At 40.9% G+C, this 17,782-nt stretch carries 15 protein-coding genes; 12 read left to right on the top strand and 3 right to left on the bottom strand.

Going from position 1 to position 17,782, the window contains the following annotated elements:
* Positions 1 to 45 precede the first annotated feature (45 nt).
* The 3 genes from BCM40_RS12765 (at position 46) to BCM40_RS12755 (ending at position 3,045) form a co-directional block, all read left to right on the top strand.
* Positions 46 to 714: a hypothetical protein gene (locus BCM40_RS12765; protein WP_065525571.1), complete on the top strand. Its 669-nt coding sequence runs from the start codon at positions 46 to 48 to the stop codon at positions 712 to 714.
* A gap of 57 nt (positions 715 to 771) precedes the next feature.
* The gene (locus tag BCM40_RS16530) at positions 772 to 1,803 is read left to right on the top strand and encodes a hypothetical protein (RefSeq protein ID WP_065525572.1); all 1,032 of its coding nucleotides are present in this window, start codon (positions 772 to 774) and stop codon (positions 1,801 to 1,803) included.
* A gap of 87 nt (positions 1,804 to 1,890) precedes the next feature.
* Entirely contained in the window at positions 1,891 to 3,045 is a 1,155-nt protein-coding gene (locus tag BCM40_RS12755) for a S1C family serine protease (RefSeq protein WP_065525573.1), read from the top strand.
* Positions 3,046 to 4,215: 1,170 nt separating this feature from the next.
* Here BCM40_RS12755 and BCM40_RS12750 read toward each other — a convergent pair.
* Positions 4,216 to 4,956, bottom strand: coding sequence for a C40 family peptidase (locus tag BCM40_RS12750; protein WP_065525574.1), 741 nt, complete (start codon positions 4,954 to 4,956; stop codon positions 4,216 to 4,218).
* Positions 4,957 to 5,467: 511 nt separating this feature from the next.
* Here BCM40_RS12750 and BCM40_RS12745 point away from each other — a divergent pair.
* The 5 genes from BCM40_RS12745 to BCM40_RS12725 all read left to right on the top strand — a co-directional run bounded on the left by BCM40_RS12745 (position 5,468) and on the right by BCM40_RS12725 (position 10,739).
* Entirely contained in the window at positions 5,468 to 6,427 is a 960-nt protein-coding gene (locus BCM40_RS12745) for a patatin-like phospholipase family protein (RefSeq protein ID WP_065525575.1), read from the top strand.
* 269 nt (positions 6,428 to 6,696) lie between these two features.
* Positions 6,697 to 7,722 (top strand): acyltransferase, encoded by a 1,026-nt coding sequence (locus tag BCM40_RS12740; protein ID WP_065525576.1) that lies wholly within the window; start codon positions 6,697 to 6,699, stop codon positions 7,720 to 7,722.
* 419 nt (positions 7,723 to 8,141) lie between these two features.
* Complete coding sequence (locus BCM40_RS12735) at positions 8,142 to 9,110, top strand: NAD-dependent epimerase/dehydratase family protein (RefSeq protein WP_065525577.1); 969 nt, start codon at positions 8,142 to 8,144, stop codon at positions 9,108 to 9,110.
* 31 nt (positions 9,111 to 9,141) lie between these two features.
* A complete protein-coding gene (locus BCM40_RS12730) occupies positions 9,142 to 10,302 on the top strand; it encodes a glycosyltransferase (RefSeq protein WP_065525578.1) in 1,161 nt (386 codons plus the stop codon).
* Positions 10,303 to 10,499: 197 nt separating this feature from the next.
* On the top strand, positions 10,500 to 10,739 hold the full coding sequence (locus BCM40_RS12725; protein ID WP_065525579.1) for a hypothetical protein: 240 nt from the start codon (positions 10,500 to 10,502) through the stop codon (positions 10,737 to 10,739).
* A 910-nt stretch (positions 10,740 to 11,649) separates the two neighbouring features.
* On the opposite strand, the gene BCM40_RS12715 is transcribed toward BCM40_RS12725, so the two are convergent.
* Positions 11,650 to 12,573: an LCP family glycopolymer transferase gene (locus tag BCM40_RS12715; RefSeq protein WP_065525581.1), complete on the bottom strand. Its 924-nt coding sequence runs from the start codon at positions 12,571 to 12,573 to the stop codon at positions 11,650 to 11,652.
* 15 nt (positions 12,574 to 12,588) lie between these two features.
* Complete coding sequence (locus BCM40_RS12710) at positions 12,589 to 13,374, bottom strand: SGNH/GDSL hydrolase family protein (protein WP_065525582.1); 786 nt, start codon at positions 13,372 to 13,374, stop codon at positions 12,589 to 12,591.
* Between the two features lie 180 nt (positions 13,375 to 13,554).
* Here BCM40_RS12710 and BCM40_RS12705 point away from each other — a divergent pair, with 180 nt between their 5' ends.
* The 4 genes from BCM40_RS12705 (at position 13,555) to BCM40_RS12690 (ending at position 17,770) form a co-directional block, all read left to right on the top strand.
* Positions 13,555 to 14,277: a YveK family protein gene (locus tag BCM40_RS12705; protein WP_065525583.1), complete on the top strand. Its 723-nt coding sequence runs from the start codon at positions 13,555 to 13,557 to the stop codon at positions 14,275 to 14,277.
* Positions 14,278 to 14,281: 4 nt separating this feature from the next.
* Entirely contained in the window at positions 14,282 to 14,983 is a 702-nt protein-coding gene (locus tag BCM40_RS12700; protein WP_065525584.1) for a CpsD/CapB family tyrosine-protein kinase, read from the top strand.
* Between the two features lie 51 nt (positions 14,984 to 15,034).
* Positions 15,035 to 15,802, top strand: coding sequence for a tyrosine-protein phosphatase (locus BCM40_RS12695; protein WP_065525585.1), 768 nt, complete (start codon positions 15,035 to 15,037; stop codon positions 15,800 to 15,802).
* Positions 15,803 to 15,928: 126 nt separating this feature from the next.
* Positions 15,929 to 17,770 carry a polysaccharide biosynthesis protein gene (locus BCM40_RS12690; protein ID WP_065525586.1) on the top strand — a complete coding sequence of 614 codons (1,842 nt, stop codon included), beginning with the start codon at positions 15,929 to 15,931 and terminating at the stop codon, positions 17,768 to 17,770.
* Positions 17,771 to 17,782 lie beyond the last annotated feature (12 nt).

The following is a 17,782-nucleotide window of genomic DNA, read 5'->3' as shown; positions in this document are numbered from 1 at the left end:
CTTTTTGTTTCAGGGTATAATAGGTCAAAAAGGGGGGCTTCGAAGATGAAAAAGAAACTCCTATGGATTCTTGTGGCGGGCGTACTAGCTGTTGGGATAGGGACGCTACTAGTCATGGGGAAGATGGCACAAGTATTTTTCGAACATGCTGAAGACTCCCAAAAAGAAGACCAGAAAGCACAAACCTTTATCGAAGAAAAATACGGCATGGAAGCCATTATTGTGAGCATTACAGATGCAAATTTTAACGAAGGGCAAAGCTACGAAATGGCATTTAAAGAACAACAAGATATCGTTTTTACAGTCACTGTAGATACGGAGGACTATGCAACCATTTATCGAGATGACTACAAAATTTTATTTGCAGAGCATCAAGCGGAGCAGCAAGTCGAAGAGCTGCTGCCACAAATAGAAGAGCGTGGTTTTACCAAACCGCTAAGCGGACTGCTCGTCCAATCCACGTCCCAAAATATCAAAACAGGACAAGCTGTTCGCTGGCTAACGCTAGAAACCGAAACGAGTTACGATAACATTGAAAAATCCGAAATCGAATCCATAATTGCGGTGTTGAATCTTTTAAAAAATCAAGATATTGATGTTCAGAAAATCAGATTTTACAATCGCTGGGATCAGTCGAAAGTTGATATAGACTTACGAGAAATAGCGGATGTTCAAAGTGACAAGGAAATAGAAGCGTACATCAGGGGCCAGTAAACGCGAACCATCTGTCTATTTTTAGAGGTATAACAAGATAAAAAGGAGTGAAATTGGATGAATAAGAAACTCCTACTCATACTCGCAATTCCATTTGTCTTAATTGGTGGCGTCATTGTGTGGTGGGTCGTTAATTATATGATGGATGATTACATTGTAGAACGCGATACAAAAGAGTTTATCGAAGAAAAATACGGCATGGACGTTGATATTATTAGTGAAACAAATGCTGATTTTGTAGTGGGATATAGCTATCAAATGACTTTTAAAGAACAAAAGGGCGTTGTGTTTACCGTAACGAGGGACATTGAAAATTACGCGACGATTTACCGCGATGATTACAAAATGCAATTGGCATATGTTCAATTAAAAAAACAAATGGAAGAGCTATTGCCTGAGTTAGAACAGCTCGGGTATACGAGGCCTTCTGATGAGATATTTGTCGATCATGTTATTAAAGACCTACGGACACAAGACGCACGTCGTTGGGTAGCACTCGAAACAAAAAGCGACCTTAGCACCATTGAGCAGTCTGAGATCGAGCAAGCGAAAAAACTTGTCGATTTCCAAGAAAAACACAAGATCGATGTTCATATTATTTATATTGTGGATAAAAACCGGAAATATGGAATTCCACTAGACTTTCGTGAAATAGGCGATAATCGAAGTTTAGCGGAAATCAGAGCGTATATTAAGAACACGAGAAGTGGCGACCTAGTAACGATAAGCCAACAGATGCAAGATAAATTAAAAGACGCAGCTACTCAAGCACAAACAGAACACTTTGAATTTCGTCTCGATAGTGATAACGAAAAATGGCTTTATTGCAATGCGGTCGATAAACAAGGAAATTGTACGGAGCTATACGCCTATGTGTTTTTTGAGCCAGGTCATCTCAGTAAACAAAATCCTAGTTTGGCAGCGGATTTGGATGCCATCTTTGCTTTTTTTGACAGCATCGAGCCGCCTTTGACGAGTGTTGAACTATCCATGCGAGATTCAGAAGGGCGCGGGATGAACTTTCCACTCGATGAACGTCAAAACTATGCCTCAACCCAAGAGCTGATTGATGACTTGTTTTACGATTAACAACAGACTACCGAAATAAATTGAACCATTGCCCACACAAACCGTCTATAATAAAATCAACAACGAAAAAAAGTGAGCTGATTTGAAATGACACGAAAAACATCCAAAGAAATCAAAAAAATCAATCAAATCATCGCCGCTTTATCAGTAGCGCTGGTACTCGTAATGGCACTTGGCATATACGTAATGATGACACCAGATTCACCAGAGCCATCCTTATCCGCTCAGCAACAAACCGAAAGCAGCACACCAGAAGCGGAAACTGAACTCGCGTCCATGATTGCCACCGCCAAAACACATGTCTACACGCTCTACACCGACCTCGAACAAGGGTCAGGCTTTCTCATCAACAACCAAGGGGACATATTGACCAATGGCCACGTCGTATTAGACGCCTCCTACATCACCGTCAAAAACAGTGATGGCCAGGAGTTTAACGGCAACATTATCGGCAAGTCTGAAACAGAAGACTTGGCCATCGTCCGCGTCGATGAACTAGCAGGCAAAGAACCACTTGGAATTGAAATGGAACCCGTTGATATTGGCACACCAGTCGTCGCCATTGGTAGCCCGAACGACCAAAGCAACACGGCTACGACAGGTGAAATCACCGAGACCGATTTAGACTTTTCTGATCAATTTGAATACACCAGTCTATACGAAATGAGCGCAGAAATTGCACAAGGCTCAAGCGGGGGACCATTGATCGCAGCCGACACCGGTAAATTGCTGGGCATCAACTCCATCATTATCGAAGAAAACCCAGAATCTGGTTACGCGATCCCAATCTACACCGTATGGGATCAGTTAACGGAATGGATCAACAACCCAATGTTACCGGAAGAGCAGGAAATTGTTCTGCAAGACGTCAAAGACGCGTATTTTGCCGATGACTTACTCGAAAGCTTTATTTCATCGTACTACGAACTGTTACCCTATTCTCTAAATGATAGAGAATCGAACTTTTACTTGTCTTACATTTTTCCAGAGAGTGACGCCGAACAACAAGCGACGGGACTTATCGAAGAATACAGCGACCCAAATCGCATATACGATAGCGTCCAGCCAACCATTACCTCAATCGAAATTGAAGGGGATAGTGCACTAGTCGAAGCAGAAGCCGAGTTTACTTATCACGACAAAGCGAATGACAAATCGTCTACCATTTCGCACAAAGGAATATATACGGTTGTTATTGATGAATATGGAGATTATCAAATAGATGGGATTATCAATCAGTGAGGAGCAGGCTCTTAGGGAGTCTGCTTTTTTGTGTGTTTAGAAGTCGCTTTCGTCTAGCTCTTGACTAGGTAGTTGATTGATAGAGCAAGAGGTACTTTTTTGAGTCATAGGTAGAGTGAGGTTTTAAAGATTGCCTTCGCTCGCTTTGGGCATGACTTTCACAATAAGCCGAGAAGAGCACTCGTCTTCTTGCTTCGTCTAGCCCTTGGCGCTCCTCGGCTGGGTAGTTGATTGATAGAGAAAGAGGTACTTTTTTGAGTACTAGGTAGAGTGAAGTTTTAAAGATCGCCTTCGCTCGCTTTGGGCATGACTTTCACAATAAGCCGAGAAGAGCACTCGTCTTCTTGCTTCGTCTAGCCCTTGGCGCTCCTCGGCTGGGTAGTTGGTTGATAGAGAATGGATAAAAGGTGGCAGGTATTATTTTAGGCTGTTCGCCACGCGAACAGCTTCCAATCAGGTTTTTGAATTTGTGATAAATCAAATGAAGATGTAAAAAGTGATGTATTGTGGTTGAGAATTTTCGAGTACAGGTAAGAAGCTGAAAAAGTCGGGTAAAGACGCAAAAATTTCATGTATAAAACGGAAAAGTTCATGTAAGACGCAAAAAAGTTCATGTAAGAGAACCCGATTCATGTAAAGTGTTGAAAAATTCATGTAAAGACTTCAAAAGTTCAGGTAAGAGGTTAAAAAATTCATGTAACAGCTAAAAAAGTTCACATAAGAGCTCCCAAACCCAACCCCTAAGATGCCAGCGTTTCGCAAGCGAAACGCGATAAAACAAATAGCTACGTACCAATACCAACATAGATACAAAAGTTAGCCTGAATTCTATTTCAATACTATGCGAAATAACCCATAAAACAGCGAAAGGTGGCGAAAAGGAAAAGGTATGCTCCTGCATCGCTACGCTAGCTTCGTCGCAAAGGCATTGCCCGAACTTCTTTCAGGCAATACCTTTCCCGCGGGAAAGCGGAGTGATGAGACCCCGCAGGAGCTTGCGACGAGGAGGCTCAGCGCTTCGCCCGCAGGAAAGCGTCCACCTGTAGCGATTTCTTCACCTAAAACTACCTTACCAACAAACTTTAATTCTTAATCAAAATAAAAAAGGGGACCAGCAAAACCCTGCTATTAGCAGACTTTCGGGTCACCCTTTTGGAAATCTAGATGGAATTAGAAACGTTTGAAGCTGTGGAATTTCTTGCCCCAGTATGGATCATTCATGCTTTTAACTTCAGCTTTCGCTCCGCCTGAATGCACGAACTGGTTGTTACCGATGTAAATCCCAACGTGTGAGATTCCAGCGCGGTACGTATTAGCAAAGAAAACCAAATCTCCTGGCTGTGGAGTGCTAACTGTGTAGCTTTCCGCATATTGCGTTAACGTCGTACGTGAAACACTCTTACCAGCTTGTTTGAACGCATATTGGATAAATCCGCTGCAATCAAACCCAGCAGTCGTTGTGCCACCAAATTTGTAAGGAATGCCTCGCAATGCCAATGCTTCTGAAACAACTGCAGAAGAAGAGGTAGAAACAGAAGCTTTCTTAACGGTTGTGGAAGTTAATAATGTGCTTAAAATCCAACCAGACTTGCCGTTAACTTTTACTTTGTACCAAGTCGATTTGCCAACTTTCTTTTGGTGAGTGGCTGTAGCGATTGAACCTTTTTTAGCAACTGTGACAACTTTGTTTTTTGTTCCCGCATCTGCGCGAACATTTGACGTGTATTTCGTTTTAAATGTACCTGATTTGGCAGTTGCTTTGCTTGCTGCAACTTGCTCTATAGTTGAAACTGTAGATTCTTGAGAAGTAGAAATTGCGTTTTGAACGGGTTGAGCGGCCTGGGCGTCAGTAACTGAGTTAGCAAATAGCAATGATCCTGCTGTAAATAGCGTGAAGAATATCTTTTTCATTGTTGTTGGTTCCTCCAAGTTTTTTATTATCCAAGTATATGAATTAATAATATTTTGCTCTGTCATTTACTATATAGACAGAACAACTGAAAAACAACGTCAATTCAATTGCAGTTATATTACAGTTATATAACAAATAAAAGTCGGCTCCAAAACCCAGCAATACCAAGTGTTTTAGAACAGAAAAAGTATAAAAAAATAGGTTTATTTCGAAAAAAAACCTTTTCGAACAGAAAAATTGGGTTTTTAATTACATTAAAATGGTTAATAAAACCATAATTAAAAAGTATTACAGCTATACGGAGCCTATACAAGGTCAAAAAAGTATAACCAGCAATTAAACATATAATAAGGCAGATCATTTTATCAATAAATTATTAAGAAAAGTAAATTAATATCTGAATTACCTGATAAATGAGATTACAATAATGATTTATGGTATGGTTTTGACAATGAGAGTCCAACTTCTTACAATAAGTGAAAGTCTGAACATTCCAAAAGAGGTGTAGTGATGAAAAGGATTTTATCGATAGACGGTGGCGGGGTGCGAGGAATTATTCCGGCAATGTTGCTTGCGGAGCTAGAAGCTCAAAGTGGTAAGCCGGTTTCGGAGCTATTTGATTTGGTTGTCGGGGCATCGACTGGCGGCATTTTAGCACTCGGCTTGGTTGCGCCCGATCCAAAAGATCAAACAAAGCCGCGTTACACAGCTGAACAGTTTCTCGGCTTTTACAAAGAAGAATCACACGAAATCTTTGATAAATCCTTGTTTTTTAAAATCACCCGAGGCATTTTCACAAGTCGCTACCACGCACGGGCACTTGAACAAGCGCTGAAAAAGTATTTTGGGTCCACCATGCTGTCGGAAGCCATCGTGGATATTGTGGTGCCAAGTTACGAACTTCATGGCCGGTTTACCGCGTTTTTTAAAAGTCGTGACATTCACACGAAAAAAATCGAACGCGACGTGAAAATGAGAGACGTTGCGCGGGCTGCCTCTGCAGCACCCACTTATTTTATCCCTAAAAAAATTAAAGAATACCCAGGGGCGAGTTTTATCGATGGGGGCGTGTTTGCCAACAATCCCGCAATGTGCGCGTATGCCGAAGCAAAAGAACTTTTTCCAGACGAAGAATTATTGATCGTATCGCTTGGCACCGGCAACCCGCAGCTCACCATCCAATTCGAGAACTTTAGAACATGGGGGTTGCTCAGTTGGGCAAAGCCTTTATGGTATGTTTTGTCCGACGGCAGCTCAGACGTCGTCGACTACCAACTAAAATTTGTGCTTCCTACCCGCGATGACAGTCAGCGTTACTACCGCTTTCAAATCGAATTGCTGCAACCCGGCACCGAAAAACTAGACGACGGCTCAGCCCAAAACATCAACGCACTGATCAAACTCGGCCAAGAACTACTCGACACTCGACACGAAGACATACGAAAGCTTTGCAAACAATTAGTCGAGTAACGCAACTGCAATCAATTTGTAGTGGTTCTATTCCCAGTAACAAGCTAAAATAAGAAAGCGAATATAGGAACTAACAGCCGCCAAATTTCACTCGTTTAAAATCTTTCTTCTATATAATAAAAATAATATCGCTGTAAGAAAGCGAACATTAAGCAATCATTCTATTAGTATTCATAACAAACTAAGAAGAAAGCGTCCGTCCGTAGAGCTATCTTTGTTCTTAAGAATTACGCAAATTAATAGAACCATATCAAAAGGAGACACCCCTCATGACCAGAAGATACGACTACATGGATTGGTTGCGCGCTTTATCGATATTTGTCGTCGTTGGCATCCATGTAGTATCAAAAATCATCAATAACACCACAACAGACGACTGGATTTGGCATTTCGCCAACATCTTTGACGCCGGCTTGCGTTGGTGCGTACCCGTCTTTTTCATGCTCAGTGGGGCATTGCTCTTAACGCGCGACAAAGAAGAAAGTGTTTCGGAATTTCTCAAAAAGCGTTTATCTAAAGTCGTTATCCCGTTAATCTTCTGGAGCATTGTCTACACCCTGTACAATATATACGAACTGGAAGAATCCTATACCGCTTATGAAATCTTTGTTCAATTCCTAACCGACGACATCTACTACCATTTGTGGTTTCTCTACACCATCACCGGCCTATACATCATGGCACCGTTTTTGAAACTACTTGTTCAGCATATGAACAAGAAGACCTTTCAAGCCTTTTTACTGTTTTGGATCGTCTTCGCAAGCTTCTTGCCATTTCTACCTAGATTCTTCGATTTCGAAGTGGCGTTGTCGGCAGGGCTGTTCGAACCGTACATCGGCTACTTTTTACTTGGTGCCTATCTCGTTCTTTACCCGGTCCCGAAAAAATACGTTCCGACGCTTTGGATACTCGCGCTGTTCAGCTATATTGCTACTGTCTGGGGGACTTACTATTTGAACATGGGGCTGCCAGTAGGAGAATTTGATGATTTCTTTTATGAACATTACCGACCGAACAACTTACTCATCACGTTATTCATCTTTATCGGCTTTCAACACTTGGCTAACAAGATTAAACCAAGTGCCTTCATCACACGTATAAGTACCGCAACGTTCGGCATATACATTATTCACCCGCTCATCCAAAATTATTTGAACAAACTCTTTGGCTTTAACGAAACTACGTTTAACCCACTCGTCGGTGTACCGCTGGTGTGGATTATTATCTTTGGTATTTCGTTTGTGATTATCTTACTCATGCAAAAACTACCCGTTATCAACCGACTAGTCCCATAAAAAAGCAGCAGCCTTCTAAAAAGAAGGCTGTTTTTTTTGTGTATTTAAATTAAAAAATCGAAAAAAGTTAAAATTTTAACCAAAGTTCGTAATCATTAAGACCTAAAAAGTGATACAGTAAAATGAATAGGAACCTAAAAAAAGTAAAAATACATCAATTAATTTCCATTTTATTAAATATTCCTGACTATTTTGAAGGGTTACGAGACTATTTACCAACTATTTTGGAAATTTCTAATGCAAATTATCTATTTAGGGGTTATAATAATTAAATATTTAGAAAACAAAAACTTTTAACCTAGATTTAACTCAAATGTCATAACATAGTAAATGTGAGTGGTACTAAAGTCTGGTATAGGCAAGCGAAAGTGCTTGGCAACGCACCGGACTCAACTATGATGCGAGAGAGGTGAACGGCTTTGAACGCTAAAACCATACTTGTTACCGGAGGGCACGGATTTATCGGATCTAATCTCATCCATTATTACTTAAACAAATACCCGGAATACCAACTCGTGAATATCGATTACAATACCGAAGCCGTTATCACAGAAAATACTTCTGGAACTGATCAAGCAGGTCGTTATTCGTTTCACCGAGTGGATATCCGAAACGCTTACGCCATCAATCATTTATTTGAACTTTACGACATAACCGACATTATCCATTGCGCAGCAGAAACGCGCAGCGAGGAACGAGTTGGGGAAATTCGTCTTTACGAACAAACCAATGTGCTTGGGACATTGAATTTATTGCAAGCGGCACAAAACGCTTGGATGGACTCAGCGCATCAGCCAAAAGAAAAATACGCAGCATCGTGTTTCCACCACATTTCGCTTACCAATCCATCTACTGCTTCTTTATACAGCGATAGTAAAAAAAGAGCGGATGCCATGATTAGTGAGTTTCATAAACAAACGGGATTAAACGTCATTACGACAGCTAGCCCAGAAGTTTTTGGTCCGATGCAAAAAGAGGAAGAATTGATTCCGGCTTTTATCGGACAAGCGCTAAAAGGAAAACTTGGAGTGTTTGAAGAGTCAGCTGAAAACGTCCGCAATTGGTTGTTTGTTAGCGACTTGTGCGAAGCGATTGATACAGTGTTTCACTTAGGAGATGCCGGAGGCCGTTACGAAATTGGCTATAACGCACGTATGGGAGACCGAGAACTTGCTTGGTGCATCACATCCTTGATGGGAGCTCATTTCCCGGGAAATTATTCACATCAAAAACACAACAACATAGAAACTAGCGCATACTCACCAGAGAAAACGGCACATCAAAAATTGCCTGGGATCACGCCATTTACTCCGTTTGAAAAAGGGTTGCGCATTACGTTTAATTGGTACTCCAATAAAAACAAAACGAAGGATTTTTTAAATAAATAGTAGAAGATAAAACAGTAGATGAGGTGGAAGTATGAACACATTCAATAATGCTCAATTTTTCGATTTTGAAAAACCAAAAGGGTCGATCAAATCGATTGCACTTATTCATAAAAACATGAAGCCAGGCGGCATCGAAATGCTGGTGGTGAAAATGGTGAAATGGTTTAGCGCGCGTGGCTATCAAGTCACATTGTTCTTGTACAGTAGCGGGGGACCGTTATTGCGTGAAGTAGAATCGCTTGAAGGTGTAACAGTTGTCGTAGACGAAGACACGAGCGACCCAACAATTAACGTGTGGCTTGCGACTAAAATGTTGAGTAAACGACTAGATGAAAAATTCGATCTAGTGTACTCATTTGGGCCAATGTCGTTCTTATTGTCTTACTTATTGCCTGCTAGAAAACGCATGTCGGGTGTTTACTCTCCAGACAGCTATGCACAAAAAGGCATAGGTGGAGCAGTTAAAGCATTGAAATTGATCGACCCGAAATTCGCACAAAAATTAATGTTCATGAATCCTTCTATTAAAGAAAGAACGGAAAATGCGATTGGGCAACCATTAGAAAATGCGATCTTCCCATTGCCACTGGATTTTTGTACCGCGATGAATCCGCTGGGCAATGCTGAATCACGTCGCATCGTCTCAATCGGCCAATTGGCTCGCTTCCGTACGTATAACTATTACATGATCGACATTATGGAGCGACTCATCCAAATCGATCCGGAATTTACGTATCACATTTACGGAACAGGTCAAGGGGAAGACAGCTTACGTAAAAAAATTGCCAAGTCTCCGGCGCGTAATCACATCTTTATGCACGGGAAGTTTAAACCGAGCGACAAAAAAGAAGCATTGCAAAACACGTTTTGTTTTGTCGGCATGGGTGTACCGTTGATCGAAGCTGCGGGTTGTGGCATTCCAGGAATTGTCGGAAAAGTAAACGACCGTTTCGGATTAACGGAAGGTTTTCTTCACCAATTGCCACCATATGAAAGCGGAGATTCTTCCTCAGAAACGAGCGAATTGTTCAGCGTCGAAGAACAAATTATGAAGCTGTTATCGAGCAAAGAAGAATACAACCGAATTTCTAAAAGAGAGCGCGTAAAAGCGAACGAATTCGAAAGCAATCACGTGATGGAAAACTTCATCAAAGAAGCAGAATTCAATAAATTCTCGTTTCGTTTACATTAAGAACTAGTTTTAAATGCCTAGTAAGCATTTGTGTAAGTCTAATGATGATATAAAGGGATCGATTTGCCAGAAAAATACCTAAATGAATGTGTCAATTTGACTAGTATTCTTTATACAAAAGTATTATACTGGAAATAACTAAAAACGAGCGATGCACGAGACCTATAAAATACAATTGAAAGTGAGATGAATGGTTTATGGCAGAGTATAACTCTTATAAAGAAAAATTAGAAAAACACCATAACAAAGCCATAGTAGAAGTGATAAAAGACCTCTACGTCAAAGAGGATCTAGGACCATCGGTTAGTGCCAAGAAGCTTGGTATTCCGAGACAAGCATTCATTTACTTTGTGAACCTCTACGACTTAAAAAGACTGAAATTCGCAAACTGCAAAAAAAAAATCATCTCCCTCTCCAGACGCGAACTCATTCAATAAAATAAATCGATTAAACCTGCTCATGGAACTTTAGAGTAGGTTTTTTGTTTGGTTGAAAATAAGAGGGGAGGTTAAGAACGAAGAAATCGCTACATTCGGACGCTTTAGGCCCGCAGGATGCGGGTCATGCAACTGGCGCGACAGGAGCAGGGGAGCAAGAAGAAAACACTTCAGACGGACGCTTTCCGCGGGCACGACCTCTGCCGCTTCCCTCGCTTTGCTCAGTCCAGTGGCTCCGGTCCGTGCTGTTCCCGCTGGAGTCGCCGTCTTACGCTCTTTCTTCTAGGTGTCTCTTTTATAACTAGCCACTCATAAGGGGAGTTGACCTTAATACACGGTGTGATAACAAATCCATGTAAGAGCGCGAAAAGTTCGGGTAAAGAATAAAAAAGTTCATGTAAAGACTTCAAAAATTCACGTAAGAGTAATGAAATTTCATGTAAAAGCAAAAAAACTTCCCATATAACTACAAGAATAGCTGGTAAAAGCTCCTCTATAAGTAGGGAAATCACTCCAGCGAAGGTGTACCGAGCGATCCAGAACCACTCATTCATCTATCTATCCTCAAAAAAGAAAAGCATTCTTGCTCCCCAAACCCCAAGCTGAGGAGCGCCAAGGGCTAGGCGAAGCAATGAGACGAGTGCTCTTCGCGGCTCAGTGCGAAAGCCATGCCCAAAGCGAACGAAGCACCTCCAGAATCCCACAATTACTACTCACAAAAAGAATAAGCTTGCTAACTATCTAGCCCCCAACAAAAGCTGAGGAGCGCCAGGGGCTAGGCGAAGCAATGAGACGAGTGCTCTTCTCGGCTTATTGCGAAAGCCACGCCCAAAGCGAGCGAAGCGACTCCAAAACCCACAAATCGTAAACAAACAAAAAAGCACAACCCTCCCGGGCCATGCTCTCCATCCTACATATTCAAATGCGTCTTCAACGTCGACTGAATCTCCGCCAATTCCGCATCATTCATCATATAATACCAAATTCCGTTAATCGTCTCGCCAGTACCATCCTCAACCATCACCTGATCAACCGTACCAATCGCATCACGGTAATTCGACTGCACATCCATCATCTCATCAAACGTCATATTCGTCCGGACGTTATCACCAAGTGCGTTGAAAATATCTTTATAATTCAACAAACTATTAACCGACGCACCTTTTTTCATAATCCCTTGGATTACTTGCTTCTGGCGTTTTTGACGACCAAAGTCACCTTCAGGATCTTGTTTACGCATACGTACATACGCTAACGCGTCATCACCGTCTAATTCAATCGTGCCTTCTTTAAACTCATCAAATGCTAACGAGTTATTCACTTCAACGCCGCCAACAGCATCAACAATATCTTGGAAGCCTTCCATGTTCACTTGCAACACATAGTCAATTGGAATATCCAATAAGTTTTCAACCGTCGCCATCGACATTTCAATACCGCCAAATGCATAAGCATGGTTAATCTTGTCTGTCGTACCGCGTCCAACAATCTCCGTATACGTATCACGAGGAATCGATACCATCTTCGTTGATTCGTCAGCCGGGTTAACCGTCATAACAACCATTGTATCGGAACGCCCACGATCATCTTCGCGCTCATCAACACCAAGCAACAATACTGAAAACGGATCTTGTTCACTCAAAACTACTTCCTGATCAATCGTCCGTTTCTCTGATACTTCACGTTCGATCGGTTCGTGAATTTCATCTAATGTATTTGTAAAGCTGTTATAAATCGTAAATAAGTAAACTCCTAGACCAATCACGATGACTCCGAGTATTCCAAGAATCCAAGGCCATTTCTTCTTTTTAAGTTTCTTGTCTTTTCTGCCCATTAGAGGATTCTCCTTTTAGTTAGCGATAAAATACGCTTCTAGTTCTTCTGCCCATAATTCTGCGCCTTTGCTGTTTGGAAGACCATCTTCCGTTAAATGATCTCTTAAGACCTCATTGTCCGTATCTGGCCAAGAGCTCCAATGATTAATATAAGCATAATCATACATTTGTGCAAACTCTTTAAGAGCAGCGATTTGTGCTAAATAATAACCAGCGCCGTATATCGGTTGAGAAGGATGGAGAACCACTACTGCATCTTCTACTTCTTCAGTCAGTTTAGCTTCAAACTCGTTAATATGCTCCCGTTCTTGTTCAATCGCCACAATACCATTGTTCATCAACGTCATTGGCTCAAGAAGGACTAAGTCATAACCTGAAGAAAGATCCACATCAAGTAAGGATTCAGAAGTACCTTCTATAGGAAGAATGTCTATTTCGATAAAGTCAGCATACGCTTCTTCTAATGAGGCTTCTAAACGTTCTGCGTACCCAGGGTCACCCGATTCTAAAGCTGCAGAACCTGCAATTAGCATTTTCAAACTCTCACCATTTTCGTTTCTCTCGATAAACAAATCTTGTACTTTCGTATCCATATTCGAGATAAAATCATCGATGTTCACACCTTTGTCACTTTTTACCTCTTTTGGTTTATCCTTTTTCTGATCATCACTCTTAGCGCTTACAGCTTCCGCTGGGGCTAACACATTTTCGAGCTTGTCCTGCCACGTTAAATAGCTAAAAACTAGGGCAATAACACAAATAATAACAGCTAGGACAGCTCCAATTTTATACAAATTCATCAACTTACCCCTTTCAAAAATCACCTATACTTACAAATAAAGATAGCATAAATCATCCTAATAGCCTACTAAACTTTTTAAAATTGGAAGTTCTTTTGACTCTTTCCTATGCTATACTATTTTATGTTGTTTATGGATCAAAAATGATAAGAATATGAAATAAAAGGAGATAATCACTAAATGGAAGAAACCATCAGTTTACAAGACCTTTTTAAGACCCTGAAAAAACGGGCCGGGTTAATCGCACTTATGACAATTTTAGCTATTACCATTGCAGGCGTAGTATCTTTCTTAGTCCTGACACCAATGTATCAGACTTCTACACAAATCTTGGTTAACCAAGAACAATCGGAAGCTGCCCAATTAACGAACCAAAACATTCAAACCGATCTTCAATTGATCAATACATATTCAGTTATTATTAAAAGTCCTGCTATATTAGATGAAGTTTCAAGTCAGCTTGATCTTGATATGTCTGTAGAACAACTTAACAGTAAGATTACGGTAGCTACTGCTCAAAATTCTCAAGTAGTAGACATCACAGTACAAGATGAAAACCCGGCACTAGCAGTAGACATCGCCAACACAACTGCGAAAGTATTTGAAGGCGAGATTCAAGAATTGATGAATGTAGACAATGTATCAATTTTGTCTCCAGCTGTATTAAAAGAAAATCCGTCACCGGTAGCGCCTAACCCGATGTTAAATATGGCAATTGCCGCTGTAATTGGAATGATGCTTGGAGTGGGGATTGCGTTCTTACTCGAGTACTTAGATACATCGATTAAAGACCAACAAGATATCGAAGAAATATTGGACATTCCTTTACTAGGTGTTATTTCTCCTATTAAAGAAGAAGCCAAACTAGAACAAACTACATCATCGAAGAGAAGGGCGGGATAACGCAATGGCTAGAAAGAAAAAAGTCCTGCAGGAAACTGCACGTAAACTCATTGCATTTACAACACCTCGCTCGTTTGTGTCCGAGCAATTCCGTACATTGCGTACAAATATCAATTTCTCATCACCAGACGCAGAAATCCGCACAATAGTTGTTACATCTGCTGCACCATCAGAAGGAAAATCTACGACTTCAGCAAACTTAGCCGTAGTATTTGCGCAAGAAGGTAAGAAAGTCTTATTAGTTGATGGTGATATGCGTAAACCAACAACTCATTATACATTCCGTATGGGGAATACCATCGGTTTATCGAGTGTCCTAACACGTCAAAGCTCTATTCAAGAAGTTATTCGTCCAACAGCCGTTGATCGTTTAGATTTAATGACATGTGGACCGATTCCGCCAAATCCGGCAGAGTTGTTAGCATCACGAGCAATGACTACATTAATCGAACAACTGAAAAATATGTATGACTTAATCATTTTCGATGCGCCACCGGTTTTGTCGGTAACAGATGGACAAATCTTGGCGAACAAATGTGAAGGTACAATACTGGTAGTCAGCTCGGGTAATACGGAGAAAGACATGGCGTTAAAAGCAAAAGAAGCCATTGAATCTTCAAATAGCCGCTTGATTGGTGCCGTGTTAAATAACTACGAATTAGCGAAAGATAGTTACTATTATCAATATTACGGAAACGCAGAGTAAAAAGGGCACGCCCTTTTTACTTTTTTTCAAGCACCAAAGGAGGACGAAACGATGATTGACACACATGCTCATATTTTGCCTGGACTTGACGATGGTGCAGAAACAATGGAGCAAACTAAACGGCTATTAGAAAAAGCAATAGAGGAACAATTAACGGGAATTATTGCAACTCCTCACGCTTTTCATCCAAACTTTCAAACCAATCTTGCGGCATTAAATAGACAATTAGAACTTGTGAATAGCTATATCGCAGAAGAGCAGCTTCCCTTAACCATTTATAGCGGACAAGAATGCCGTCTGAGCGAAAAGTTACCAGAAAAACTAGCTGCACAAGAAGCCTTAACGTTAGCGGGTTCGCGCTATGTACTTTTAGAATTGCCTTCTTCTGGAATTCCAGCATACACCGTACCAATTATTCAGCAATTAATTACGAAAAACTATGTACCAATCATTGCCCACGCAGAACGTAACCAAGGCATCATTGAAAAACCAGAACGCTTGAAAAAGCTTTTGCTTCACGGCGCCATGGCCCAAGTCACTGCAGGCTCGGTGTCAGGCGGTTTTGGAAAAGCTATTCAACGTACGGCGATGAACTTGATTGATGCGAATTTAATCCATGTATATGGATCAGATGTTCATAGCATAGATAAACGACCATTCCTTTTTAACGAAGGACTCGATTACTTAGAGAAAAAGAATCGACATGATATGGTCGACATTTTCCTTGAAAACAACGAGCGCATTATACTGAATGAACATTTCCACGTATTAGAGCCAGAAGACATCCCAAAGGGGAAATGGTGGAATATTTTTACTTGATTAATAATAAAAAAGTATTTTTTTGTTTAAAAAATCCTTTCATTTCCAGTTAATAGTATGTTAGAATGAGGGAAGATTTTTGCCCAGTTAAGTCAAAAGTACTGGATAACGAAAGGACTGATCCTCTTGTCATTAAAAAACCGTGTTTCATTATTACTAGCTGTCGACTCACTCATCGTATTCTTTTCTATTTTTGTCGGCTATTATGTGCTCTACCCGTATAACGATGTGATGCAGAACCAGTTTCTCCTAGCAAGTGCGCTAACTATTTTTATCGCACATCATGCGCTAGCAATGTACTACGGCTTATACCGGAAAGTTTGGGAGTATGCCTCAATCGGGGAACTAACCTCGATTTTTAAAGCAGTTACTTGGTCGATTGTTGTTATCGGTATCGTGCAATACGCCTATAGAGGCGATGTATTGTTCCGTGCACTAATCATTACGTGGATGCTTCACCTTCTATTAATAGGTGGTTCGCGTCTGTCATGGCGGATGCTACGGGATAAAAGAAATAGCCACAAGGATTCTGAACTAAAACGCACGCTAATCATTGGGGCAGGGAAAGCAGGAAGCCTCGTAGCGCGTCAATTGTTATCAAATCCTGAAAATGGCTTATTACCAGTATTATATGTAGACGATGACAAAAACAAACAAGGCCTCGATATTTACGGCGTTCGGGTTGTCCACGGCAACACACAAGATGTAGCGACTATCGCTAAAGACAATCGGATCGACACAATCATCATTGCCATCCCCTCACTCGGCAAGCAAGAAACTGCTGAGCTCATCAAAACTTGTATGGACTCTGGCATCCGGACTCAGACCATTCCACTTATCGAAGACATCATGACCGGTAAAGTATCAGTAACAGACATTCAAGATGTCAAAATTGAAGACTTACTAGGTCGCGACGAAGTCAAGCTCGATATGAACAAAATCGCCAACCAATTGACGAGTAAAACAATTCTGGTAACGGGAGCTGGCGGATCAATCGGTTCCGAAATCGCACGCCAAATCGCGCGCTTTGGTCCGAAAAAGTTATTGCTTTTAGGACATGGTGAAAACTCGATTTACTTGATAGATATGGAACTACGTCAAAAAATTGCACCTGACACAGAGATTATTCCGATTATTGCCGATGTACAAGACCGTAAAAGAATGATGGACATTATGAGTACATACAAACCAGATGTTGTTTATCATGCTGCGGCTCATAAACACGTACCTCTTATGGAAAGAAATCCGATGGAAGCTGTTAAAAATAATGTATATGGAACGAAAAATGTTGCAGAAGCAGCACATATGAACGGTGTAGGCAACTTTGTCATGGTATCTACTGATAAAGCAGTAAACCCGCCGAACGTAATGGGGGCTACTAAACGTTTTGCTGAAATGATTGTTCAAAACTTAGCAATACGTAGCGATACAAAATTTGCAGCTGTGCGCTTTGGAAACGTACTAGGTTCACGTGGGTCGGTTATTCCATTATTTAAGAAACAAATTGCAGCAGGTGGGCCAATTACCGTAACAGATCCGCGTATGACGCGTTATTTCATGACCATACCAGAAGCTTCTCGATTAGTCATTCAAGCTGGAACATTAGCTGAAGGTGGAGAAGTGTTTGTCTTGGATATGGGAGAGCCTGTTAAGATTGTTGATTTGGCACAGAACTTAATTCGTTTGTCAGGATATTCAGAAGGTGAAATCGGGATTAACTTCTCTGGTATTCGTCCAGGTGAAAAGTTGTTTGAAGAGTTATTGAATGATAATGAAATTCAGACAGATCAAGTGTTTCCGAAGATATATATTGGTAAGGCAAACCCAGTTAGTGAAGGTGAATTGACGTATCTTTTGGAGAAACTACCTGAGATGCCAAATGATGAAGTTAAAGAAGTTTTGATTGGGCTAGCTAATCGAAAAAATATTGATTTGAAAAACAAAGAATTACTGAAAGTTAGTAATTAATACAGTCCAGAA

The organism is Planococcus donghaensis (genome assembly GCF_001687665.2).
GTDB lineage: Bacteria > Bacillota > Bacilli > Bacillales_A > Planococcaceae > Planococcus > Planococcus donghaensis.
The sequence above is the reverse complement of the archived record's forward strand: the minus strand, read 5'-3'. Positions and strand labels throughout refer to the sequence as shown.

Bases quoted from the DNA above. Each gene is read 5' to 3' on its own strand.
- BCM40_RS12765 (WP_065525571.1), top strand. From the start codon at position 46: ATGAAAAAGAAACTCCTATGGATTCTTGTGGCGGGCGTACTAGCTGTT.
- BCM40_RS16530 (WP_065525572.1), top strand. From the start codon at position 772: ATGAATAAGAAACTCCTACTCATACTCGCAATTCCATTTGTCTTAATT.
- BCM40_RS12755 (WP_065525573.1), top strand. From the start codon at position 1,891: ATGACACGAAAAACATCCAAAGAAATCAAAAAAATCAATCAAATCATC.
- BCM40_RS12750 (WP_065525574.1), bottom strand. From the start codon at position 4,956: ATGAAAAAGATATTCTTCACGCTATTTACAGCAGGATCATTGCTATTT.
- BCM40_RS12745 (WP_065525575.1), top strand. From the start codon at position 5,468: ATGAAAAGGATTTTATCGATAGACGGTGGCGGGGTGCGAGGAATTATT.
- BCM40_RS12740 (WP_065525576.1), top strand. From the start codon at position 6,697: ATGACCAGAAGATACGACTACATGGATTGGTTGCGCGCTTTATCGATA.
- BCM40_RS12730 (WP_065525578.1), top strand. From the start codon at position 9,142: ATGAACACATTCAATAATGCTCAATTTTTCGATTTTGAAAAACCAAAA.
- BCM40_RS12725 (WP_065525579.1), top strand. From the start codon at position 10,500: ATGGCAGAGTATAACTCTTATAAAGAAAAATTAGAAAAACACCATAAC.
- BCM40_RS12715 (WP_065525581.1), bottom strand. From the start codon at position 12,573: ATGGGCAGAAAAGACAAGAAACTTAAAAAGAAGAAATGGCCTTGGATT.
- BCM40_RS12710 (WP_065525582.1), bottom strand. From the start codon at position 13,374: ATGAATTTGTATAAAATTGGAGCTGTCCTAGCTGTTATTATTTGTGTT.
- BCM40_RS12705 (WP_065525583.1), top strand. From the start codon at position 13,555: ATGGAAGAAACCATCAGTTTACAAGACCTTTTTAAGACCCTGAAAAAA.
- BCM40_RS12700 (WP_065525584.1), top strand. From the start codon at position 14,282: ATGGCTAGAAAGAAAAAAGTCCTGCAGGAAACTGCACGTAAACTCATT.
- BCM40_RS12695 (WP_065525585.1), top strand. From the start codon at position 15,035: ATGATTGACACACATGCTCATATTTTGCCTGGACTTGACGATGGTGCA.